The sequence below is a fragment of the Streptosporangium sp. NBC_01810 genome (assembly GCF_035917355.1).
GTDB lineage: Bacteria > Actinomycetota > Actinomycetes > Streptosporangiales > Streptosporangiaceae > Streptosporangium.
Map to the genome: position 1 here is coordinate 1,376,926 of NZ_CP109070.1, position 21,633 is coordinate 1,398,558.

Genomic DNA, 21,633 nt, shown 5'->3' on the forward strand with positions numbered 1-21,633 from the left:
GGGCGAGGGCGGCCACAGGGAACGCCCCCGCCGTACGCGCCTTTCGCCTCGGCGCGGGCCGGGCGGAGTCGCTCCTGCGGCTCGCGGATCAGAGGTTCTTGACCAGGTCGCGGACGTAGTCGTCGTCCTCGTCGCTCTCGGCGAGCACGCGGTCGGCGCCCCGCTGGGCGCGGGCGTCCCCCCGGGTGGCCAGGCCGCGGGTGGCCTCGGCGACGGTGTTCAGATCCTCGTCGTCGAGCCTGGCGGCAAGCGCGTCGCGGATCGGCTCACTGTCCTGCGCCAGACCCGCCAGGCCCATGGTCGCCCAGTCGCGTACCTCCGCGTCGGGGTCCTCGGTCATCGAGATGAGCAGCGCGAGCCCCTCGGCGTGGCCGGACGGCAGTACGGCGGCCAGCGCGGCGGGGTCGGCCTGGGTGCGGGCCCAGCCGTCGGAGGTGATGATCTCCAGCACCTCGGGCAGGGCACGCGGGTCGGCGTGGTGACCGAGCGCGCCGAGCACCGAGCGCAACACCCGCTCGTCGCCCTCGGTGGCCGCCATCCGTCGCAGGATCGGCAGCGCCTCCTCCAGGAAGGGCTTCTCGTCCTCGGTGAAGCCGAACTCGGCGAGCACGTCGACGGCGAACTCCCGCTTGCGCGGATCCTCGCTCGCGCACAGCCGCGCCGCCGCGTCGAAGGTCTCGCCGTCGCCGCGCCGGCTCAGCGAGCTCGCCACGGTCCACCAGGTCTCGGCCTCCTCGTCGATGTCGCGGTAGGGCATCGCCCGCTCGACCATCTCGCCGAAGGGCAGCCGCTCGTCCGTCGCGTCCTCCAGCAGGGTCGCGACGGCCGCGTGCCCGCGCTGGCAGGTGAGCTCGGCCACACGGGTCCCGTCCGGGCCCACCGCCGCGACGGTCACCAGGTCGGTGCCGTCCGTGGCCCGGCTGCGGCCCACGACGAACTGCGAGCCCTCGGGGGCCTGCTCGGTGAGCTGCTCAAGGAGCGCGCTCTCCAGCTGGGTGCCGAGCCAGTCGTAGGCGATGGACAGCGGCGTGTCGCCGTCGCCGTCGGGCCGGTCGGCCTCGGCGCCGGCCTCCAGCAGCGCGCGCACGACGCCCAGGGCACCGCGCCGGGTGGCCAGGGTGAGCGCGGTGTCGCCGCCCTCGTTGGCGTCCTCGGGGTCCGCCCCGGCCGGGAGCAGCGTACGGACGGCGTCGGCCCGCCCGTTGGCGGCGGCCCAGAGCACGGCGGTCCACCCGTCGGACTCCCGCCCAGACACGTCGGCCCCGGCGGCCAGCAGTGCCTCCACGGTCTCGACGCGGTCCCAGGCCGAGGCCGCGCACAGGGGAAGCCCCGCGTCCTGTCCGCCGCTGATCCGGTTGGGATCGGCTCCGTGGGCCAGCAGCGCGCGCACGATGGCCACGCGTCCCGCGCTCGATGCCAGGTACAGGGCGGTGGGCTCTTCCGCGCCGCCGGGGTCGGCGCTCGTCCCGCTCTGCAGCAGCCGCTCGACCCGCTCGGCGTCGTTACCCGTCACCGTGTCCAGGAGTTCTTGGTACATGCCTCCGGATCATATTGCCTGCCTTCTCAAGAAGGCCGTACACCGGCCCCGACGCCCGGCGCGGTGCCCCACGCCGCCGTATGGTGATCGTGGTACCCGGAGAGGGCGTCAGGCCTGCCTGCCTGGCCTCCTTCTCAGGACGCACCGGGCTTCCTGCTTTCTGGGGATCCTCTATTCAGATAACTCGCGATATGTTGTGAGTTATGAATGATCCTGGGGAAATGCGGGTCTCGGACGCCGAGCGGGAGGCCGCCGTCGAATGGCTGCGGGTCGCCTCCGTCGAGGGGCGCTTGACCCTCGGTGAGCTGACCGAGCGCACCGAGGCGGCCTACACCGCCCTCACCCAGGCCGAGCTGGCCGTGATCACCGCGGACCTGCCAGGCGGCCACCCGGTGTCCGCGCCCGCCTACCCTCCGGCCGAGGCCGAGCGGGGCGGGGCGGGGCGACGCTGGTTCGTGGCGGTGATGGGCAGCTCCAAGCGGCGCGGCACATGGCGGATCGACAAGCCGCTCGGCGCCGTCGCCGTGATGGGCGACGTCGTGCTGGACCTGCGCCAGGCCGAGGTCCGTACCGGGGTGGTCGACATCATGGCCACCGCGGTCATGGGCGACGTGAAGATCATCGTCCCGGACGGAGTGGACGTCGAACTCGACGGTATCGCCATCATGGGGGACAAGAAGGTCCAGGTCATCGAGGCGCCCCCGGGAACGAACGTGCCGATCGTCCGGGTCAGAGCCTACGTCCTCATGGGGGACATCAAAGTGGTCGGAGACTCGCGGGCCAAGCCCCTCAAGAAGAAGTGGGCCGCCTGGCGGGAGCAGTGGGACCAGATGCGCGGCGAACTGCCCGGTGGATCGCACCCCCACCAGATCCCCCCGCCCCCCCAGCCTTGGAGCTCCGCGCACCCTCCCCGGCCTCCCCGGCTGCCCGGCCACTGACGGCCGTCTCCCCCTCGCCGCCACCCGCGCGGTCTCTCACCTGCCCCGCGTTCACCTGCCCCGCGTTCACCTGCTACGCGTTCACCTGCTACGCGTTCACCTGCTACGCGTTCACCTGCTACGCGTTCACCTGCTACGCGTTCACCTGCTACGCGTCGCCCGGCACCGTGTCAGTCCCGGGCCAGTCCCGCGCTGCGGCACGACCGAGCGCGCCTTGGGCAACTCTCCCGTATACCCGGACCGCGCCACTCCGGGCCGCGTGGCCGTGCGCTCGGCCGCCTCTGTCCCCCGCCCGGGATTTCTCCCTGCTTCCCCGGTGGGTGAGTCTCCGGACGCGTGCAACGTCTCGGGGCGCCTGGAGCGTAGTGCTTGGTGACATACACCGAGCAGTGAGGATCACCCGATGCGAGACCGGGCCGACTTCGAGCGCTACGTGGAGCAGCGCTCGGCCCGCCTGCTGCGGACCGCCTACCTGCTGTGCCGCGACTGGGGCACGGCGGAGGACCCGCTGCAGACGGCCCTGGCCAAGGCGTGGCTCGCCTGGCGGAGAGTGGGCGACGATCCGGACCCGTACGTCTACCGCACGATCAACATGCTGATCGAAGGGATGGACGACGACTTCGAGGGCTGGGAGGCACAGCTCAGCGAAGCGGAACCTTCCCGCTGAAGTGGTCGGTCAGCGTGCGGGAGGTGATCTTCCCCGTCTGCCGGGACAACGTGCGCCGGGTGGACCCGAGAACCGGGAAGGTGGTCCTGCTGCGTTGCGAGGGCGAGGCCACCGCACCCCCGAGCGTGCCCTGAGCCTCCTCGTGGGGTCCCTGAGCCTCCTCGTGGGGTCCAGAGCTGCGGAGCCGGGCACGGTGGGGTTCAGGCGGTGGCGAGCACCTGCTGCCGGTGCGCGGCACGGTCGTAGCGTTCGAGCAGCACCGCCGCGAGCTCCGGGGCGGCGCCCAGCACGTCGGCGACGACGTCGGCGCCCGCGGCCAGGGTCTCGCGGCGGATCTTGTCGGCGAAGTGGCCGGGGGCCAGCAGGTAGGGGGCGATGACGACCCTGGCGGCCCCGGAGCGCCGCAGGCGCAGCACCACCTCCTCGGGGGTGGGACCGGCGGCCGAGGCGTAGGCGGCGCTCACCGACCGCCAGCCGCGTCGCGTCGCCCAGTCTCCGGCGACCTGGGCGACCGTCGCGTTGGCCCGCGGGTCGCTGGAACCGGCCGAGACCAGCACCACGGCGGTGCCGGGCTCGCCGGGCTGCACCCCCGCCTCGGCCAGACGCCGCTCCAGCGCGGTGACCAGCAGCGGGTGCGGGCCCAGGGTGGCGCCCGGGTGCACGCGCAGCAGGGGCCGGCGGGCCGTCGCCTCGGCCAGCGCGCCGGGGATGTCGACCCGGCTGTGGTAGGCCTCGGTGAGCAGCAGCGGCAGCACCACCGCCTCGGTCAGTCCGGACAGCGCCGCAGGGAGCGTCGGGGTGGCGTGGTCGAGATAGGCGGTGCGCACGAGGAGTTCCGGGCGCGCACTCCGTACCAGGTCGAGCAGGTCCTCCACGGTCGCGGCGGCGCGCGGGTCACGGGACCCGTGCGCCACCGCGATCAGCGGTGTCACGGAAGCGGCGCCGGGGGAGCGCCACGTCATACGTGCAGCCCGCACTCGGTTTTGCCCATCCCGGCCCAGCGGCCGCTGCGCGGGTCCTCTCCCGGCGCGACCTGGCGGGTGCAGGGGGCGCAGCCGATCGAGGGGTAGTTGTCGTAGTGCAGAGGGTTGATCAGCACCCCGTTGTCGGCCATGTAGTTGTCGACGTCGTCCTGCGTCCAGCCGGCGATCGGGTTGATCTTGACCATCTGGCGCTTGGCGTCCCACTCCACGACCTTGATGCCGGAGCGGGTGACCGCCTCGTCGCGGCGGATGCCGGAGACCCAGGCGAGGTAGGGCTCCAGCGCGCGGTTGAGCGGCTCGACCTTGCGCAGGTAGCAGCAGAGGTCGGGGTTGCGTCCGAACAGGCGCGGGCCCAGGTCGCGCTCCTGCTCCGCGACGGTCCTGGACGGCTTCACGTTGATCACGTTCACGTCGTAGACCTGCTGGACCGCGTCACGGGTGCCGATCGTCTCGGCGAAGTGGTAGCCGGTGTCGATGAACAGCACGTCCACGCCGGGCTTGACCCGGCTGACCAGGTCGATCAGCAGGGCGTCGGCCATGGAGGCGGTCAGGCAGAGCCGGTCGCCGAAGGTCGCCGCCGCCCAGCGGATGATCTCCAGGGCCGAGGCGTCCTCCAGGAACCGGGAGGCCGACTCGACGATGTCCTGCAGGTCGAACGTACTCCGCTGCTGCCGTAACCCGATCTCGATCTCCACCAGTGTCATCGCCCGTTCACCCAATCCTCATTCGCCCCGCGGAGCGGTGCGTTCGTCGCGCCGGAACTCGCCGTCTGGATCGTGCGGCACGCGAGGGCCTCGCCGGCCCTCGCGTGGACCGCGTCGGATTCGCCGCGCGTCACGCGCGCACCCCGATTCCGAGAAACTTCAACTTGAAGGCGCGCACGCACGACCGGCAGTACCAGCCGCCGTCGCCCTCGTAGGGCTCCAGGTCCTCCTCGCCGCAGTACGGGCAGTGGAAGGGGACGGCTCGCTCGCTCATCCGCTCCTCCTCGCCCGGCCGTGCGCCCGGCGCGTCCCCGGGAGGCCGGTCTGGCGGCCGCTCACTTCAGGTCCGCGTCGTCGGCGCGCTGCACCCAGTCGGAGAAGGTCTCGTCGTCGTCCTTCTTCTGCTCCTCGAAGTTGCGCAGCACCCGCTCCACGTAGTCGGGAAGCTCCTCGGAGGTGGTCTTCAGGCCGCGGACCTTGCGGCCGAAGCCCGGGTTGACGCCCAGCGAGCCGCCCAGGTGCACCTGGAAGCCCTCGACCTGCTCGCCCTTGTCGTTGACGACGAGCTGGCCCTTCAGGCCGATGTCGGCGACCTGGATGCGCGCGCAGGAGTTGGGGCAGCCGTTGACGTTGATGGTCAGCGGGTTCTTGAAATCGGGCAGCCGCTGCTCCAGCTCGTCGATCAGGTCGGCCGCGGTGGCCTTGGTCTCGACGATGGCCAGCTTGCAGAACTCGATCCCGGTGCACGCCATGGTCTGGCGGCGGAAGGTGGAGGGGTTGACCTGCAGGTCGCCGGCCTCCAGCTCGGCGACGAGGCTGTCGACCTGGTCGGGCGCCACGTCGAGGATGACCATCTTCTGCTCGACGGTGGTGTGCACCCGGTTGGAACCGTGCCGCTCGGCGATGTCGGCGATCAGGTGCAGCCTGTCGCCGTCGAGGCGGCCCACCTTCGGCGCGAAGCCGACATAGAAGTTGCCGTCCTTCTGCGGGAAGACGCCCACGTGGTCCCTGCGGCCGCCGCGCGGCTGCTCGGGCGCGGGGCCGTCGGGCAGGGCGTGGCCGAGGTACTCCGTTTCCAGGATCTCCCTGAACTTCTCCGCGCCCCAGTCGTTGATCAGGAACTTGATCCGGGCACGGTGCCGCAGACGGCGGTAGCCGTAGTCGCGGAAGATGCCGATCACGCCGCCGTAGGCGGGGGCGACCTGCTCGGGGGTGAGGAAGACCCCCAGCCGCTTGCCGAGCATCGGGTTGGTGGACAGGCCGCCGCCCACCCACAGGTCGAAGCCCCGCTCGCCCTTCTCGTTCACGACGCCCACGAACGCCACATCGTTGATCTCGTGCACGGTGCAGTGCGCCGGGCACCCGCTCACCGCCGACTTGAACTTACGCGGCAGGTTGGAGAAGGCGGGGTCGCCGATGTATGTGTCGTAGATCTCCTGGACCTGCGCGGAACCGTCGAGGACCTCGTCGGTGTCGATCCCGGCCAGCGGGCAGCCCAGGATGACGCGCGGGGTGTCGCCACAGGCCTCCGTGGTGGACAGGCCCACCGACTCAAGGCGCTTCCAGATGTCCGGGACGGCCTCGATCTCGATCCAGTGGAGCTGGATGTTCTGCCGGTCGGTGACGTCGGCGGTGCCCCGGCCGTAGAGGTTGGAGATGTCGGCGATGACGCGCAGCTGCGCCAGGTTGAGCCGGCCACCGTCGATCCTGACCCGGAGCATGAAGTAGCGGTCGTCGAGCTCCTCCGGCTCCAGGATCGCGGTCTTGCCGCCGTCGATCCCGGGCTTGCGCTGGGTGTAGAGCCCGAACCAGCGCATCCGGCCGCGCAGGTCGGAGGGGTCGATGGAGTCGAAGCCGTGTTTGGAGTAGACGTCGATGATCCGCTGACGGACGTTGAGCCCGTCATCGTTCTTCTTGTTCTCCTCGTTCTTGTTCAACGGTTCGCGGTAACCGAGAGCCCACTGACCTTCGCCGCGCGGGCGCTTGTGGTGTCGGTTGACCGGCCGGGCCGGGGTCGTCATGTGCGCGTCCTTTTGAGGCTCGATGGGATGATTTCCGGACGCGCACGGGCGGCACCTCCCGCCTCATCGTCGAGTGCGGGGGTCGATTACTCAGAGGAGGACGCCTGTTACGCGGCCGAGCTGGGTGAAATCAGCAGGGGGCGACGGTTAACGGACGTCACAACAGATGGCGCTGCGGACACGCAGGAGGTCGACGTGGCGTCGCACGACGAGCAATGGGTCCGCTGGCATGTCTCCGACGATACCTTGGTGACAGTGGATGTCCAATGTCAGGTCCACAATCTGGACGCGAGGGCGAGCTCCGGGTCCGGATCACCCCTGGCGCGGCCAGCCCAGTGCCGACTCCCGGGGGCGGTCGGCGGGCTTGTGCTGGCAGTCGCACCACGAGCCACCCCGGCACCTGTCGTGCCGCCGCTCCTTGCACTCCTCACAGATCATGCCTCCATTCTGCGCCGCCACCTTGCCGACACGTCACGCTGGTATGCGGCGAGACCGCGAGGGCCCGGACGGCGGTCGCGCAGGCCTTCACACTCCCCGAGCTGGGGTGTTGCGACGACCACTAGAAAGGAAGCCCGTCTCCCTGCTGCCACTGGGCGCACGCATCGTCGACAGCGACGACGCCGAGGCGTTTTACCACAGGTAATCCGGGCAGGTGGGCGAGATTCGATCGTTGCCCGCCTGACTCGTGATCAAGCACGGCTAGGAATACCGTTGTGTGGCATGACGTCCACTGATGCCCCTGCCCAGCGGCCCGGGCCCAAACGGCGCCCCTCGCGCGGGCTCGGGACATGGCTGCGCGAGGGGCTCGGGTGGATTCGCGGTATGGACGTCTGGGCCCGGCTGCCGGCGCTGCTCGCGTGGATTCGCGGAACCGACCTGTGGGCGCTGGTCACCGCCACCACGAACGCGGGTGTCACCTACCGGGTCACCGGCCTGGCGGGGGAGGCGGCCTTCTTCGCGCTGCTGTCGCTGCCGCCGTTCATGCTCGGCCTGGTCGGCGTGCTCGGTCAGCTGACCCGGGTGTTCGGCCCCGAGACCGTCAAGAACGTCAGTGACTGGATCGACCAGCAGGCCCACCTGCTGTTCACGGACAACGCCGTCGACACCGTCGTCACCCCGCTCATCGAGGACGTGCTGAAACCCGAGAAGCAGGTCTCGCTGATCTCCCTGGGCTTTCTGCTCGCGCTCTGGTCGGGCTCGCGGGCGCTGTTCGTCTACGTCGACCTGATCTCGGTCGCCTACGGTCTCGGCGAGGAGCGGGGCATCATCCGCACCCGCCTGATGTCCTTCGGGTTCTATCTCGCGGGCCTGCTGATCGGGCTGGTGGTGATGCCCGTGCTCGTTCTCGGCCCCGCCGCGCTGCGCGGCGCCCTGCCGGCCGACTACGCCGCGCTGGTCGACGTCCTCTACTGGCCGGTGGTCGTCATCGGTTCGGTGATCTTCCTCACCCTGCTCTACCACGTGAGCGTGCCCGTACGCACGCGCTGGTGGCGCGAGCTGCCCGGAGCGGTGCTCGCGCTCGTCATCTGGATCGCCTGCGCCGCCGTGCTGCGCGCGGTGCTCGCCGCCTGGTTCTCCCCGGTCTCCATCTACGGCTCGCTCGCCGCGCCCATCGCCGTGCTGATGTGGCTCTACATCACCGCGCTGGCCGTGCTCATCGGGGCCACGCTCAACGCCGAGGTCGACCGGCTCTGGCCGGTCGACGGCGCAGGTCGCGCCAGCCGCACGGGTTAGTCCGCTATCGTCTATGCGGCAACTGGCGCATAGGGTGGGAGAGACCACCGGGGAGCTGAAGGGCGAGAAGGCCGAGCGCCTGGGTCTTCGCGCGATGTCGACGATGACAGGGGAGTGAAGGCGCATGAGTGCTCTTTCCAGCGTGGATCCGCAGATCGCCGAGCTCATCAAGGCCGAGGAGCGGCGGCAGGCCGACACGGTCAAGCTGATCGCTTCGGAGAACTACGTCTCCAAGGCCGTCCTTGAGGCCACGGGCACCGTCCTCACCAACAAGTATTCCGAGGGCTATCCCGGCAAGCGTTACTACGAGGGCCAGCAGGTCATCGACCAGATCGAGACCATCGCCATCGACAGGGCCAAGTCCCTGTTCGGGGTGAACCACGCCAACGTCCAGCCCTACTCGGGCTCGCCCGCCAACCTCGCGATCTACCTGGCCTTCCTGAAGCCGGGCGAGACCGTGATGGGCATGGGCCTGCCCTTCGGCGGCCACCTGACCCACGGCTGGTCGGTCTCGGCCACCGGTAAGTGGTTCAACCCGGTCCGCTACGGGGTTCGCAAGGACACCGGACGCGTCGACATGGACGAGGTGCGCGAGATCGCCCTCCGTGAGCGACCCAAGGTGATCTTCTGTGGTGGTACCGCGATCCCGCGCACCATCGACTTCCCGGCCTTCGCCGAGATCGCCCGCGAGGTCGGGGCCGTGCTCGCCGCGGACATCGCGCACATCGCGGGCCTGGTGGCCGGTGGCGCCCACCCGTCGCCGGTCGGTTACGCGGACGTCATCTCCACCACCACCCACAAGACCCTGCGCGGGCCCAGGGGCGCCATGCTCATGGCCACCTCCGACGAGCACGCCACCGCCCTCAACAAGGCGGTCTTCCCCGGCCTGCAGGGCGGCCCGCACAACCACACCACCGCGGCCATCGCGGTGGCGCTGAAGGAGGCGGCGACCGACGAGTTCAGGGACTACGCCCGCCAGGTCGTCCTGAACGCCAAGGCGCTGGCCGAGGAGCTCAGCAGCCGCGGCTTCGACCTGGTCTCCGGTGGCACCGACAACCACCTCATCCTGTTCGACCTGAGCCCCAAGGGCATCGGCGGTAAGCCCGCCGCCCAGGCCCTGGACAAGGCGGGTCTGGAGACCAACTACAACACCGTGCCGTTCGACACGCGCAAGCCGTTCGACCCGTCGGGCATCCGCATCGGCACCGCGGGCGTGACCAGCCGCGGCATGGGCGTCGCCGAGATGCGGCAGATCGGCGCCTGGATCGACCAGGTCGTCACCGCCCTGGCCAAGGACGAGGACGAGGCCAAGCACGTCATCACCCGAGTGCACGGCGAGGTCAGGGAGCTCACCTCCCACTTCCCGGCCCCAGGCATGTGACCGAGCCCTCGCGGACGGTGCGCCGGGCATGCCCGGGGCCGTGCCGACGAGGCTGAACAGATCTTCGCGGGCCGGATCCGTCGCCGGATCCGTCGCCGGAGGCGTCGGGGCTCCGGGACGTCATGCGTCCCGGAGCCCCGACGCATCCCCGGGGGCCTACGGCCAAATGGGTTTGCGCCGGGCGGGAGAGGCTGCGCTAAGGTTCTCCCGAAGACGTCGTTCGAGAGACGGACGGCTGTGAGCCACGAGGAGGTGGAGATCATGCGGGTTGTTCTGACGATCCTGTCATCCACCGACCTTCGGGTGCCCGCCTAGCCGATTCGCGACGGGGCACCCGGCCTTCCAAAAAGGGTGTACCCACGTTGTCTTCGCCATTCATCTCTTCATCGGCCGCTCTCACCGCGCTCGGCTGGACCGACTTCTTCGCCGCCGAACTCCCCGCCGGTCTGACTCCCGCCCGGGTGTCCCGCGTCGATCGCGGTGCCGCCGAGGTGCTGACCGCCTCCGGCCGTCTCCGGGCCGACTACGGTGCCCGGGTGCGGCGTGAGGCCGCCGCAGATCCGGTGGCCCTGCCCTGCGTCGGTGACTGGGCCGGGCTCCGCCGGCTGGCCGAGGGCCGCTTCGAGCTGGAGGCGCTTCTGCCCCGGCGCACCGCGTTCGTGCGCGGCGGTGTCGGCCGGGTCTCCAGGAGCGGGCTCTCCGGTGACTCCCAGGGGCAGGTGCTCGCCGCCAACGTCGATGTCGTCTTCGTCGCCGAGCCCGCACTGCACGCCACGGACACCGCCGATCTGGGCAGGATCGAGCGGCTGCTCGCGCTCGCCTGGGAGAGCGGGGGCCGTCCCGTGGTGCTCGTCACCAAGTCCGACCTGATCGGCGAGGGGCTCGACTTCCTGCTGAAGGAGGTGGCCACGGCTGCGCCGGGGGTGGATGTGCACCCGGTCTGCTCCGTCACCGGGGAGGGGGTCGGTATCGTCCGCGGCTATCTTGAGGGCACGCGCACCGCGGTGGTGCTCGGGGCCTCCGGCGCGGGCAAGTCCACGCTCGTCAACGCCCTGGCGGGGGAGGGTGCCATGGAGACCCAGCAGGTCAGGTCCGGCGACGGCCGGGGGCGTCACACCACTGTGCACCGCGAGCTCATCCCGCTGGCGGGAGGCGGGCTGATCATCGACACGCCGGGTATCCGCCGCATCGGCCTGTACGACATGGGCGAGGGCGTGGACATGGTCTTCTCCGACCTGGAGGAGCTCGCCGAGCGCTGCAGGTTCGGCGACTGCCGGCACGACAGCGAGCCGGGCTGTGCGGTGCTCGCCGCGATCGAGGACGGCACGCTTCCCGAGCGGCGGCTGGAGAGCTGGAACAAGCTGCAGAGGGAGGCCGCGTGGATGGCCTCTCGGAGTGACGCGCGGCTTCGCAAGGAACTGCAGAACAAGTGGAAGGTCATCCACAGGGAGATGCGGAAGCCGGGCCGTAGCAGGCCGTGAAACGCGGGAAGCGCCCGCCGTGCGGCTGTCTGTTCCAGGCGTCGCACGTGCGGGGCCCGACACGACAACGTGTGATCTCGCAGGGGGTGCGCGAGATCACACGTGAGGGGAAGCCGGGTGGAGGTACTGCTCAGGCGACGGCGCTGATGCCGGCGCTGGCGGCGCGGCGCATACGACGGCGACGCTCGGAGGCGCGCTCGTCCTCGTTCAGACCGCCCCAGGTGCCGTACTTCTCCGGACGGGACAGCGCGTAGTCCAGGCACTCGGCGCGAACGGGGCATTGGGCGCAGATCGCCTTGGCCTTACGTTCGCGGATGTCACGCTCGGGCTGACGCTCACCGTCGGGACCGAAGAAGAGCACGAGGTCCTCGCCCCGGCACGCGGCGTCATCCTGCCAGCCCCAGCTGGGCCGAGGCCGGGCGGTCTGCCGACGTACCTGAGACATGAGAAAACCACCTTATAGTTGAGAGGTATTTCTGGTTGATGCCGCATTTGGACGCTTGTGGCGTCCCTGGATCCAACGCCTGGATAGGCCGTGATGTTCCCTCAGGTCAGGTCAGCGCGGACGTGGCGTACAGCACAGGGGTGAGCCTGTCCAGCGCTACCAGCCGGTAGGTAGTGATCGTATCGGCGCAAGCCGTACCACATGGCGTTGTCAGCGTCATGGGTTCAACCACTACCCGAAAACGAGCGCCACTACCGCGCACAAATACCTCGGTGACGGCGCCGTCTGACCTGGAGGATTCCACGGCCACTCCGTCAACCGAGAGTTCGCCCGTATGAATGCGGATGAAATGCTCAGCGGCTTGCAGTGGCTCAGGGATGCCTGCGCGTCCCCGGAAACGGTCGAGAATGATCTCGCCGGACCGGTACGCGTTGGCTGCCGCGATCGCAGCAGCCTGAGACATGCTGCCGTAGTAAAGCCCGTGTGGCAAGCACACGAGGTTGGCGGCGTATCGATCGCCGCCAACATGTGATGTTTCCCATACTGTGTCCGGCAATGATTTTGCCAAGGACCTAGCCAGGGGTAGTCCAATGCGGGCGCAGCACGCGTTGCGCTTGGCATGCGTGCAGACCAGAAAAACCGGCTCACTCACAAGTATGCAGGACTCCGGGACCACTCCGGCCACCACGCTGTCAAGGTCAAGATCGTCTGGACCTGCGACGACGCCCTCGGCGATCCATGGTTCGGCGGTGACGGAGTTGGCGACCATGACGTGAATGCCGGTTTCCACGGGGTTTCTGCGACCCGGGCGGCGGATCAACTGGGACCGGACGCCGAGCCGCGTGGCCCGTTTGATAAGAGTGTGAACGCCCTCAGGAAGTTTGCAGTCTTCGAGGTGGGAGGCCCAGGGGCCGGAGTGCTCGATCAGCAGCCAGAAGCGGGCTCCGACGGTCGCGCTGGCGTGGACCGGCAGTTCGCCGGTATGGCAGCCCCGGGGATGCGCGCATCCCTTGCCCGCCGTATCCGCCATGCTCGCGCCACCGCCCGTGATCACTCTCTCTCCTCGCTCTAGGTTAGGCAAGACTAACCTAATGGTCGGGTTGAGGTGGCGGAGGGGGAAAACGATCGTAGGTGGGTAAAAGCGTGCCGGCGGTGTCAGTAGGCCAGTGCCGCGCGAGCCAGGGGGAGGGCGGCCTCGCGGTCGGAGGGGACGAGGCCGATCCTGGTCCGCCGGTCGAGGAGGTCGTCCACGTCCAGGGCGCCCTCGTGCCTGACCGCCCAGACGAGCTCGGCCCCCGTGACCCCGGTCGGGCCGGCCTCGGCCAGCCATGGCTCGCGGGCCATCAGCGCCCGCAGGGCGCCCGCCTCGCTCCCGTACCGCTCCAGCAGCCGGTCCGTCCCCCTGCCGTTCCCCCTGTCCGGGCTGACGGCCCCGACGAGGGGCAACCTCGCGGTGCGGCTCCGGCCCGCCTTGAGCCCGCCCAGCGACACCGCCCGGTCGACCGCGTCCTCGGCCATCCGCCGGTACGTGGTCAGCTTGCCGCCCACGACCGTCACCATCCCGTCCGGCATGGCCAGTAGCGCGTGCTTTCTGGACAGGTCGGCGGTGTGGCCGTCGGCGGCGAGCAGCGGCCGCAGCCCCGCGTAGGTACCGGCGACGTCCTCGCGCCGTATCGGCTCCTCCAGCACGGAGTTCAGGACGGTGAGCAGGAAGGTCACGTCCTCCTCCGGCGCCTGCGGGATGTCCGGGACCGGGCCGTCCACCGGCTCGTCGGTGAGGCCGACGTAGACCCGTCCGTCGGGCTGGGGGAGCACCAGCGCGAACCGGTTGCTCTCGCCGGGGATCGGCACGTGCAGCCCCGCGGCCATGCCCGGCAGCGTCTCGGGTCGCAGCACCAGATGGGTGCCGCGCGAGGGGCGCATCCGGATGCCCGGGTGGAGCCCGGCGGCCCAGACCCCGGTGGCGTTGACCACCGTTCTGGCCCGGAGGGTGAAGGCGTCCCCGCCGAGCTCGTCGCGGACCAGCGCGCCCTCGCCGGACACCGCCAACGCCCGGCAGCGGGTCAGCACCCTCGCCCCCCACCGGGCGGCGGTCCTGGCCACGGAGACCACCAGGCGGGCGTCGTCGGTCAGACGCCCGTCCCACGACAGCAGGGCGCCGCGCAGCCCGCGCGAGTCCAGCGGAGAGGCGAGGGCGAGCGCCTGCTGGGCGGAGATGCGCGAGGGGCCGGGAAGGAGGTGCCGGGGCGTGTGCGCCGCGATCCGCAGCCCCTCGCCGAGCCGGTACCCGGTCATCACCAGCGCCGCGTGACGGCGGGAGACCGCGGGGACCAGCGGCAGCAGGTAGGGCTGGGCCCTGACCAGGTGCGGCGCGATGCGGCCGAGCAGGTGGCCGCGCTCCACCGCGCTCTCGTACGCCACCCCGACCTGTCCCCTGGCCAGATAGCGGAGCCCGCCGTGGATCATCTTTGAGCTCCACCTGGAGGTCCCGAACGCCAGGTCGTGGGCGTCGATCGCGGCCACGGAGAGGCCTCGGGAGGCCGCGTCGAGTGCCGCCCCGGCACCGGTCGCGCCCAGCCCCACCACCAGCACGTCCACCACGAGGTCGCGGACCTCGGCGAGCTCGCGGGCGCGGCGGGCGGCGTTGAGAGAGGATTTCACGGTCGCAGGTACCTTTCCAGGAGCGTGGCGAGCTCGGCGTCCAGATCGTCCCTGGTGAGCGGGTCGAGCATGGTGGGGCCGGAGAGCAGGAACGACTGGGCCGTCAGCAGCACGGCCCTGGCCAGCCTCGCCGCGTCACCGCCGCGCACGGTGCCGAGCTCCTGTCCTGCGGTGATCGCCGACTCGACGAGGCCGAGCATGGCCTCGTGGCTTGAGCCCCGGCGATCGAGCAGGTAGGGCAGGAGCAGCTCGGGATCGACCTCGACGATCTTTCGCCAGAGCGGGTGATCACGCAGCGCCCGCACCACCGCCACCGCCGCGGTGACCGGATCCTCGGTGGCGAATCGGCCGGCGACGCGCACCCACTCGCGGGTCATCAGGTCGGCGACGAGAGTGCGCATGTCGGGCCAGTGGCGGTAGATCGTCATGCGGGACACCCCGGCCCGGCGAGCCACGTCGGTGAGTGTGGCCCGCCGCACCCCCACCGCGAGGACCACCTCGCGGGCGGCGTCGAGGACCTGGTCGCCGCTCTCCGCGGCCGCATTGTGACGAATGGACGTCATATGTCACAGTGTAGGGGTGGAAAAACCGACGAGTGCCGCGGAACCCATGCTCTGGTCCGGCTGGGGCGATCCCGCAAAGGCCGCCGACCTGCCGGAACCGATCCGCAAACTGCTCCACGAGATGCTGGGCGTGCGTCCGCCGCGGGACCGGGCCGCCGACTTCGGTGAGGTGCGCCTGCCCGCCGTGGCACTGTCCCCGCCGGTCCTCACCGAGTTGCGCGGTGTCGTCGGCGCCGACCACGTGCGCTTCGACGACGACGCCCGCATCCGGCACACCCGCGGTAAGTCCACCCCCGACCTGCTGCGCATGCGCGCCGGAGACGGCTCCGACGCGCCCGACGCGGTGGTGCTGCCCGGCTCCCACGATGAGGTGCTGGCGGTGCTGGCGACCTGTGCCGCGCACCGGGTCGCGGTGGTCCCGTTCGGCGGCGGCACCTCCGTGGTCGGCGGCCTGGTCGCGACCAGGCAGGGCTTCACCGGTGTCGTCGCGCTGGACCTGGCCCGGCTGAACCGGCTGGTCGCCGTGGACGGCGAGTCGATGGTCGCCGAGCTGGAACCGGGGCTGCGCGCCCCGCAGGCCGAGCAGCTTCTGGCTGGGCACGGGCTCACCCTAGGACACTTCCCGCAGTCGTTCGAGTACGCCACGCTGGGCGGTTTCGCCGCCGCCCGCTCCAGTGGCCAGGCCTCGGCCGGCTACGGCCGCTTCGACGACATGGTCGTCGGCATGACCGTGGCGACCCCGCGCGGCACTCTCGACCTGGGCCGGGCGCCCAGGTCGGCCGCCGGTCCCGACCTGCGTCAGGTGATCCTCGGCTCGGAGGGGGCCTTCGGTGTGATCACCTCCCTGAGGCTCCGCGTCCGGCGCGCGCCCGCCGAACGCGTCTACGAGGGGTGGCGGTTCGAGTCGTTCGCGGCGGGCTCGGCCGCGCTGCGGCACCTGGCCCAGGAGGGCGCCGTGCCCACGGTGCTGCGCCTGTCCGACGAGACCGAGACGATGATAGGCCTGGCCAGGCCGGGCGAGATCGGCGCCCTGTCCGCCGACGCGGGCTGCCTGGCCGTCGCCGGGTACGAGGGCTTCTCCGAGGTGCCCGCGCTGCGGGAGCGGGTCGCCGCCGTGGCGTCCGGGCTCGGCGGCGTCTACCTCGGTCCCGATCCGGGCGAGTCGTGGGCCCACGGGCGCTACTCCGCGCCCTACCTGCGCGACTCGCTACTCGCCGCCGGGGCGACCGTCGAGACGCTGGAGACCGCCGGATTCTGGTCCAACCTGCCTCGCCTGTACGAGGCCGTGCGGCTCTCGCTGCGCGCCTCGCTCGGCTCACCGCTGGTGATGTGCCACGTCTCCCACGTGTACGGCACCGGCGCCTCCCTCTACTTCACGGTCGTGGTGGCGCAGACCGACGACCCCGTCGGGCAGTGGGAGGCGGCCAAGCGGTCGGTCAACGAGACGATCGTCGGAGCCGGGGGCACCATCTCGCACCACCACGGCGTCGGCCGCGACCACCGGGAGGCCCACGCGGTCGAGATCGGCGACCTGGGCGTGGAGATCCTGCGCGGGATCAAGGACAGGCTCGACCCCGAGGGCATCCTCAACCCGGGTGTCCTGGTCGCCCCGGAGAGGCCTGTCTCCTGAGGCTCGTCTCCTGAAGCCCTTTTCCCGAAGGTATTTTCCCGAAGCCCTTTTCCTGGAGGCCGTCAGGAGGCACCCGTTGTGAGGCCCGCCTTCCGGGCGGGTCTCCCGGAGGTCGCCCTCCGGCTTCCGGCTCGGCCGCCGCCGAACGGGACAATCCATCTTTCTTACCCGTGATCCGGGTGCGACTCCTTAAGATCATTGCCAAGATAGGGTCATGGTCGATGTCGGGCAGGCAGCGGAGCGCGGGCGTGAGGTCTCCTCCCGGGTGTCCAAGGAGGGCGCGGGCTGGTCCTGTTCGCGGAGGGGAACCTTCGAGGAACTGCTGCCCAGCCGGAAGCCCTTCTCCTGGCTCGATGTGCGCACGGTCTGGCGCTCCAGGAACGAGGTCCTCGCGGCCCTGTTCGGAGACCCGTCGGGGCAGGTACGGGCGCGCTGGGTGGCATCCCAGCGTGCCCGGGGGGTCGATCCCTCCTTCCGTATCCCGGTGGACGTCGGCCCGGAGTTCTCCTTCCTGGTTCTCGGTGACACCGGGGAGGGCGACTCCTCGCAGTACGCCGTGGTGCCGGGCATGCTCAGGATCGGTGAGGACACCGCCTTCGCGGTCATCGCCAGTGACGTGATCTACCCCACGGGGGCGGGGAACGAGTACGAGGACAAGTTCTTCCGCCCGTACCAGGACTACCGGGCGCCGATCTACGCGATCCCCGGCAACCACGACTGGTACGACGGGCTCGGCGGCTTCATGCGCGTCTTCTGTGACGCCCCGTCCCTGGCGGCGGAGAGCGAGGGGGGCAGGCTGTCGCCCTCCGGGTTGCGCGGCCTGCTCTGGCACAGGCCCGAGAAGATCGACGAGGCCCGGCTGGCCAGGGCGCGCGAGCGACGGGCGAAGCCTGAGCAGCAGGCCGCGCAGCCGGCGCCCTACTGGGCGATGGAGACCCCCGGGCTGCTCATCGTCGGCGTGGACACCGGGATACGCGGCGACATCGACGCCGAGCAGGAAGGCTGGCTGCGCGAGGTCTCCCGCGACCCCCGGCCCAAGGTGCTGATCACCGGAAAGCCCATCTACACCCGCAACGACTACAAACCGTCGAAGCTGGCCGGGGGCGGCACCATCGACGACATCGTCACCGACCCCGCCCACAACTACGTCGCGGCGATAGGCGGCGACGTGCACAACTACCAGCGCTTCCCGATCAAGGTAGGGGAGCGGACCATCCAGTACATCGTGGCGGGCGGCTCAGGGGCCTTCATGCACGCCACCCACACCATCCCCCGGGTCACCGTCGGCGGCCTGCACGAGGACGACTACAGGTGCTATCCGCTCCGCGGTGACTCGCTGTCGTTCTACAGCAGGCTCTACAGCGACCGGCTGCGCATGCGCTGGCTCTACCTCACCCCGGACGAGAGCTCGGCGCTGATGTCCCGGCGGATCGGCAACACCCCGGTGCGGGACATCCCGGCCGTGCCGATCACCCGGCGGATGAGATGGGCGGCCAGGATGCTCGGCGGCTGGCCGATGCCGTTCCGGCTTCCGGTGGGCAGGATCTTTCACCGCTACCTGTCGGAGCTGTCGGACTGGGACACCCCGCCGTTCTTCAAAAGCTTCCTGCACGTCTCGGTGACGCCCGAGGTCTTACGGATCCGCAGCTTCGCCGCCACCGGGTGCCTGCCACAGGAGATCGAGCCCCCGCTCGAGGACGAGATCGTCATACCGCTCGTCTGAACCGGAATGTCGTACCGGCGTGGCAGTGTTGGCGTATGAACGTGTCGGTCGCGGCCGCTCCCGGCGGTGGGGGCGCTCTACGCGTGGACGGCGAGTCCGCCGTGGCCGTCGCCGATCTGGCCTCGGCGGTTCGCGAGCTGGAGGCCTGCCACCCTCGCTGGGTCTGGGCGGACACGCGGGAGGTCTACCCCGCGCTGCTGGCCGCGGGCGTGCGGGTGGCGCGCTGCCACGACCTGGCGCTGACCGAGGGCCTGCTCCTGGCACATGAGGGACGTTTCGGCGAGCCCCGCTCGGCCAGGGCCGCCCACGCCCGGCTGCACGGTCTCCCCGTGCCGGAAGACCATCAGGAGTCCCAGGCGCGGCAGGCCACCCTTTTCGAGGAGGAGACGCCGGCGCCCGACGCGGACCTGGTCGCCGAGGTCCACGCCGACCAGCTGCGGCGCGTCGAGGCCACCGCCGATCCTCGGCGGTTCCGGCTGCTGGTCGCCGCGGAGTCGGCCGGGGCGCTGATCGCCGCGGAGATGGCCCAGGAGGGCATGCCTTGGCGTGAGGATGTGCACGACGAGCTGCTGACAGACCTGCTCGGCCCGCGTCCGGTGCACGGCATGCGGCCCGCCAAGCTCCAGGCCCTGGCCGATCAGGTGGCGGCGGCCTTCGGCACCTCGTTCAACCCCGACTCGCCGCAGCAGATAGTCAGGGCGTTCAAGGCGGCGGGCGTGCCCGTCTCCTCCACCAGGGCGCACGACATCAGACAGGTCGACCACCCCGGCGTCGCGCCCCTGCTCGCCTACAAGGAGATGGCCAGGTTCTACAGCTTCCACGGCTGGGCCTGGGCCGACCAGTGGGTCCGCGGCCACCGCTTCCGGCCCGAGTACGTGGTGGGCGGCGTGGTGACGGGCCGGTGGGCCACCAACGGCGGCGGCGCCCTGCAGATCCACAAGCTGATGCGCAAGGTCATCGTGGCCGACGACGGCTGGACGCTCGTCGTCGCCGACGCGGCCCAGCTGGAACCGCGGGTGCTGGCCGCCATGGCCGGGGACGGCGGCCTGGCCGGGGCTGCCGGGCAGATCGACCTCTACCAGGCGCTGGCGCAGGCGTTCGGCGGCGAGCGCGACAACGCCAAGATCGCCATGCTGTCGGCGATGTACGGGGGCACCAGCGGAGACGCGCCCAAGCTGCTGGCCGTGATGCGCCAGCGCTTTCCCCGCGCCTACCAGTTCGTGGAGGACGCCGCCCGCGCGGGGGAGGAGGGCAAGGTGGTCCGTTCCTGGCTGGGCCGCACCTCGCCGCCGCCCTCGGCCGGCTGGCGGGCGCTGGTCTCGGGCCCCGAGGGAGGCCGCGCGGCCCGCGAGCGTGGCCGGTTCACCCGCAACTTCGTGGTCCAGGCGACCGCGGCCGAGTGGGCGCTCGCCCTGATGGCCGTGCTGCGCGGCCTCCTTTCCGACCCGGCCAGGCTGGTGTTCTTCCAGCACGACGAGGTGATGGTGCACTGCCCGGCCGAGCAGGCGGACGAGGTCGTCGCGGCGGTCGGCAGGGCGGCGGAGGAGGCGAGCAGGCTGCTGTTCGGATCGACCCCCGTCTGCTTCCCGATGCAGGCGGTCCAGGTGCGGTGCTACGCCGACGCCAAATGAGCTCCGCCTGGGGGGCATGCCGGTGTGCGCGAGCGCTCGGAACCCCGGATCCGGGCGGGGCAGGCCCTGCTCAGGCCCTGCTCAGAGCCAGCCAGGCGCCGGTGATCGTCACCATGACCCCGATGGCCGCGCCGAGCACGCCGTACGACAGGCTGCCGACGATCACCCCGGCGGCCACGGTGCCGGTCGCGCCGCAGACGTTCATCAGCAGATCGGACAGGCCCTGCACGGGGGTGCGGTGTTTCAACGGCACCGCCTCGCTGAGTATCGCCGAACCGGAGATCAGCCCGCAGGACCAGCCGAGGCCGAGCAGGACCAGCCCGGCGGTCACCCGCGTGACGTCGTGCGCCTCGGCCCCGCCCGCGAGGACCGCGGAGGTCAGCAGCAGGCCCATGCCCAGCACCAGCACCGGTGTCCGCCCGGCCCGGTCGGCCAGCCAGCCGACCACGGGGGACAGCACGTACATCCCCGCGATGTGCAGGCTGATCACGACACCGATGACCGTGTACGTCGAGCCGCCGTGGTCGAGGTGGACCGGGGTCATGGACATGATCGACACCATGGCGGTGTGGCTGACCGCGATCGCGATCAGCGCGCGCCTCGCGACGGGTGTCCCGCGCAGCACCCGCCAGGCGGCGCGTAGCGTGCCCTCGCCCTTCCCGGAGCCGTCCGCCGTGGCCGACGTCGAGGCCGGGCCGGAGGGCGGCGCCTGGACGGGGAGCGGCGCCTGGACGGAGGGCGGGCTGTCAGGGCCGGGAGGCGTTTCCGCGGCCTGGTGCTCCCCGCCCGTCCGCCCCGCGGAGGCGGGCGGCGCGGTGTCCGGGGGCGGAAGCATGGAGCGGGCCAGGAGCAGGGGGTCCGGGCGCAGGGCGACAAGGATGACGACGAGGGTGATCGCGAAGCTCAGCAGGGCGAGGGCGAACGGGCCGCTGCCCGGTGCCAGGCCGAACCCGGCACCCAGCCGCTCGGCGGGTCCCGCCAGGTTCGGGCCGGTGACCGCCCCGACGGTGGTGGCCCACACCACCAGCGACAGGTGCCGGGCCGAGTGCCCCGGCGCAGACAGGTCGGTCGCGGCGTAGCGGGAGGCCAGGTTGCCCGCGCTGGCCGCGCCGAACAGCACCAGCCCGGCCAGCAGCAGCGGCCACGAACCCACGGCGACGGCGAGCAGTGAGACCAGGCAGCCGAGCAGGGCGCACCCGTAGGCCAGGGTGAGCCCGGCCCGCCGGCCGCCCCTGCCGGACGACCTGGCGGTGGGCAGCGCCAGCAGCGCGGCGCCCAGCACCGTCGCGGTCCCGGCCAGCCCGCTGAGCGTCGTGGAGCCGGAGAGCTCCTTCACGGTCACCGAACTGAAGGCGAGTCCCACGGCGACGCCGATCCCGCCGCTGATCTGGGCGGCGGAAAGGACGGCGAGCGTCCGCCGCCGCACCGTGGCGACCTGCTCCCCGCCGTCAAGGCGGGCACGGGAGAGGTCGGGGGGCGTGGTGTCGGGAGGCGTGGTGTCGGCGGTCACGAGTGAAGTCTGCCATCACTCATG

General features: G+C 71.1%; 20 protein-coding genes and 1 riboswitch. Of the genes, 8 read left to right on the forward strand and 12 right to left on the reverse strand.

Features of this window, described 5'->3' with window-relative positions:
* Nucleotides 1–88: 88 nt before the first annotated feature.
* Nucleotides 89–1,537, reverse strand: coding sequence for an ankyrin repeat domain-containing protein (locus tag OIE13_RS06520; protein ID WP_326642042.1), 1,449 nt, complete (start codon nt 1,535–1,537; stop codon nt 89–91).
* A 221-nt stretch (nt 1,538–1,758) separates the two neighbouring features.
* Between OIE13_RS06520 and OIE13_RS06525 the strand changes: the two genes are divergently transcribed.
* Both OIE13_RS06525 and OIE13_RS06530 read left to right on the forward strand, forming a co-directional pair.
* Complete coding sequence (locus OIE13_RS06525) at nt 1,759–2,475, forward strand: DUF1707 SHOCT-like domain-containing protein (RefSeq protein WP_326642040.1); 717 nt, start codon at nt 1,759–1,761, stop codon at nt 2,473–2,475.
* Nucleotides 2,476–2,878: 403 nt separating this feature from the next.
* Nucleotides 2,879–3,142: a sigma factor gene (locus OIE13_RS06530; protein WP_326829741.1), complete on the forward strand. Its 264-nt coding sequence runs from the start codon at nt 2,879–2,881 to the stop codon at nt 3,140–3,142.
* A gap of 200 nt (nt 3,143–3,342) precedes the next feature.
* Here OIE13_RS06530 and OIE13_RS06535 read toward each other — a convergent pair whose 3' ends face one another.
* The 6 genes from OIE13_RS06535 to OIE13_RS06555 all read right to left on the reverse strand — a co-directional run bounded on the left by OIE13_RS06535 (nt 3,343) and on the right by OIE13_RS06555 (nt 7,288).
* On the reverse strand, nt 3,343–4,104 hold the full coding sequence (locus tag OIE13_RS06535; RefSeq protein ID WP_326642036.1) for a sirohydrochlorin chelatase: 762 nt from the start codon (nt 4,102–4,104) through the stop codon (nt 3,343–3,345).
* A complete protein-coding gene (locus OIE13_RS06540) occupies nt 4,101–4,829 on the reverse strand; it encodes a phosphoadenylyl-sulfate reductase (RefSeq protein WP_326642034.1) in 729 nt (242 codons plus the stop codon). The genes OIE13_RS06535 and OIE13_RS06540 overlap by 4 nt, the downstream gene beginning before the upstream one ends.
* Before the next feature lie 130 nt (nt 4,830–4,959).
* On the reverse strand, nt 4,960–5,103 hold the full coding sequence (locus OIE13_RS06545) for an Insertion element protein (protein ID WP_326642032.1): 144 nt from the start codon (nt 5,101–5,103) through the stop codon (nt 4,960–4,962).
* Nucleotides 5,104–5,164: 61 nt separating this feature from the next.
* Nucleotides 5,165–6,850, reverse strand: a complete 1,686-nt coding sequence (locus tag OIE13_RS06550; protein ID WP_326642030.1) for a nitrite/sulfite reductase — start codon at nt 6,848–6,850, stop codon at nt 5,165–5,167.
* 147 nt (nt 6,851–6,997) lie between these two features.
* Nucleotides 6,998–7,081: a putative leader peptide gene (locus tag OIE13_RS36560; protein WP_350917820.1), complete on the reverse strand. Its 84-nt coding sequence runs from the start codon at nt 7,079–7,081 to the stop codon at nt 6,998–7,000.
* Nucleotides 7,082–7,162: 81 nt separating this feature from the next.
* Entirely contained in the window at nt 7,163–7,288 is a 126-nt protein-coding gene (locus tag OIE13_RS06555; protein WP_326642028.1) for a hypothetical protein, read from the reverse strand.
* A gap of 282 nt (nt 7,289–7,570) precedes the next feature.
* Between OIE13_RS06555 and OIE13_RS06560 the strand changes: the two genes are divergently transcribed.
* From OIE13_RS06560 to rsgA, 3 genes are all read left to right on the forward strand, one after another.
* Nucleotides 7,571–8,584, forward strand: coding sequence for a YihY/virulence factor BrkB family protein (locus OIE13_RS06560; protein ID WP_326642026.1), 1,014 nt, complete (start codon nt 7,571–7,573; stop codon nt 8,582–8,584).
* Nucleotides 8,585–8,592: 8 nt separating this feature from the next.
* Nucleotides 8,593–8,676, forward strand: a riboswitch (ZMP/ZTP riboswitch).
* 32 nt (nt 8,677–8,708) lie between these two features.
* Entirely contained in the window at nt 8,709–9,965 is a 1,257-nt protein-coding gene (glyA, locus tag OIE13_RS06565; protein WP_326642023.1) for a serine hydroxymethyltransferase, read from the forward strand.
* Between the two features lie 362 nt (nt 9,966–10,327).
* Entirely contained in the window at nt 10,328–11,446 is a 1,119-nt protein-coding gene (gene rsgA, locus OIE13_RS06570; RefSeq protein WP_326642022.1) for a ribosome small subunit-dependent GTPase A, read from the forward strand.
* A gap of 130 nt (nt 11,447–11,576) precedes the next feature.
* Here the strand turns inward: rsgA and OIE13_RS06575 are convergent, their stop codons facing one another.
* The 4 genes from OIE13_RS06575 to OIE13_RS06590 all read right to left on the reverse strand — a co-directional run bounded on the left by OIE13_RS06575 (nt 11,577) and on the right by OIE13_RS06590 (nt 15,115).
* Nucleotides 11,577–11,891, reverse strand: coding sequence for a WhiB family transcriptional regulator (locus OIE13_RS06575; RefSeq protein ID WP_012893126.1), 315 nt, complete (start codon nt 11,889–11,891; stop codon nt 11,577–11,579).
* A 106-nt stretch (nt 11,892–11,997) separates the two neighbouring features.
* On the reverse strand, nt 11,998–12,945 hold the full coding sequence (locus tag OIE13_RS06580) for a sucrase ferredoxin (RefSeq protein ID WP_326642007.1): 948 nt from the start codon (nt 12,943–12,945) through the stop codon (nt 11,998–12,000).
* Nucleotides 12,946–13,046: 101 nt separating this feature from the next.
* Nucleotides 13,047–14,552, reverse strand: a complete 1,506-nt coding sequence (locus tag OIE13_RS06585) for a glycerol-3-phosphate dehydrogenase/oxidase (protein WP_326642005.1) — start codon at nt 14,550–14,552, stop codon at nt 13,047–13,049.
* A complete protein-coding gene (locus OIE13_RS06590) occupies nt 14,549–15,115 on the reverse strand; it encodes a TetR/AcrR family transcriptional regulator (protein WP_326642003.1) in 567 nt (188 codons plus the stop codon). The genes OIE13_RS06585 and OIE13_RS06590 overlap by 4 nt, the downstream gene beginning before the upstream one ends.
* Nucleotides 15,116–15,161: 46 nt before the next feature.
* On the opposite strand from OIE13_RS06590, the gene OIE13_RS06595 reads away from it, so the two are divergent.
* The 3 genes from OIE13_RS06595 (at nt 15,162) to OIE13_RS06605 (ending at nt 20,099) form a co-directional block, all read left to right on the forward strand.
* A complete protein-coding gene (locus tag OIE13_RS06595) occupies nt 15,162–16,745 on the forward strand; it encodes an FAD-binding oxidoreductase (RefSeq protein ID WP_326830268.1) in 1,584 nt (527 codons plus the stop codon).
* A gap of 214 nt (nt 16,746–16,959) precedes the next feature.
* Nucleotides 16,960–18,468, forward strand: coding sequence for a metallophosphoesterase family protein (locus OIE13_RS06600; RefSeq protein ID WP_326642001.1), 1,509 nt, complete (start codon nt 16,960–16,962; stop codon nt 18,466–18,468).
* Between the two features lie 35 nt (nt 18,469–18,503).
* Nucleotides 18,504–20,099: a bifunctional 3'-5' exonuclease/DNA polymerase gene (locus OIE13_RS06605; RefSeq protein ID WP_326641999.1), complete on the forward strand. Its 1,596-nt coding sequence runs from the start codon at nt 18,504–18,506 to the stop codon at nt 20,097–20,099.
* 70 nt (nt 20,100–20,169) lie between these two features.
* On the opposite strand, the gene OIE13_RS06610 is transcribed toward OIE13_RS06605, so the two are convergent.
* Nucleotides 20,170–21,609 (reverse strand): MFS transporter, encoded by a 1,440-nt coding sequence (locus tag OIE13_RS06610; protein ID WP_326641997.1) that lies wholly within the window; start codon nt 21,607–21,609, stop codon nt 20,170–20,172.
* Nucleotides 21,610–21,633 lie beyond the last annotated feature (24 nt).

What these genes read in the sequence shown, in the direction of transcription:
- OIE13_RS06575 (WP_012893126.1), bottom strand. Translation starts at nt 11,891, where the DNA reads ATGTCTCAGGTACGTCGGCAGACCGCCCGGCCTCGGCCCAGCTGGGGC.
- OIE13_RS06540 (WP_326642034.1), bottom strand. Translation starts at nt 4,829, where the DNA reads ATGACACTGGTGGAGATCGAGATCGGGTTACGGCAGCAGCGGAGTACG.
- OIE13_RS06520 (WP_326642042.1), bottom strand. Translation starts at nt 1,537, where the DNA reads ATGTACCAAGAACTCCTGGACACGGTGACGGGTAACGACGCCGAGCGG.
- OIE13_RS06595 (WP_326830268.1), top strand. Translation starts at nt 15,162, where the DNA reads ATGCTCTGGTCCGGCTGGGGCGATCCCGCAAAGGCCGCCGACCTGCCG.
- OIE13_RS06550 (WP_326642030.1), bottom strand. Translation starts at nt 6,850, where the DNA reads ATGACGACCCCGGCCCGGCCGGTCAACCGACACCACAAGCGCCCGCGC.
- OIE13_RS06555 (WP_326642028.1), bottom strand. Translation starts at nt 7,288, where the DNA reads ATGATCTGTGAGGAGTGCAAGGAGCGGCGGCACGACAGGTGCCGGGGT.
- OIE13_RS06560 (WP_326642026.1), top strand. Translation starts at nt 7,571, where the DNA reads ATGACGTCCACTGATGCCCCTGCCCAGCGGCCCGGGCCCAAACGGCGC.
- glyA (WP_326642023.1), top strand. Translation starts at nt 8,709, where the DNA reads ATGAGTGCTCTTTCCAGCGTGGATCCGCAGATCGCCGAGCTCATCAAG.
- OIE13_RS06600 (WP_326642001.1), top strand. Translation starts at nt 16,960, where the DNA reads ATGGTCGATGTCGGGCAGGCAGCGGAGCGCGGGCGTGAGGTCTCCTCC.
- OIE13_RS06525 (WP_326642040.1), top strand. Translation starts at nt 1,759, where the DNA reads ATGCGGGTCTCGGACGCCGAGCGGGAGGCCGCCGTCGAATGGCTGCGG.
- OIE13_RS06590 (WP_326642003.1), bottom strand. Translation starts at nt 15,115, where the DNA reads ATGACGTCCATTCGTCACAATGCGGCCGCGGAGAGCGGCGACCAGGTC.
- OIE13_RS06530 (WP_326829741.1), top strand. Translation starts at nt 2,879, where the DNA reads ATGCGAGACCGGGCCGACTTCGAGCGCTACGTGGAGCAGCGCTCGGCC.
- OIE13_RS06545 (WP_326642032.1), bottom strand. Translation starts at nt 5,103, where the DNA reads ATGAGCGAGCGAGCCGTCCCCTTCCACTGCCCGTACTGCGGCGAGGAG.
- OIE13_RS36560 (WP_350917820.1), bottom strand. Translation starts at nt 7,081, where the DNA reads ATGCCAGCGGACCCATTGCTCGTCGTGCGACGCCACGTCGACCTCCTG.
- OIE13_RS06605 (WP_326641999.1), top strand. Translation starts at nt 18,504, where the DNA reads ATGAACGTGTCGGTCGCGGCCGCTCCCGGCGGTGGGGGCGCTCTACGC.
- OIE13_RS06535 (WP_326642036.1), bottom strand. Translation starts at nt 4,104, where the DNA reads ATGACGTGGCGCTCCCCCGGCGCCGCTTCCGTGACACCGCTGATCGCG.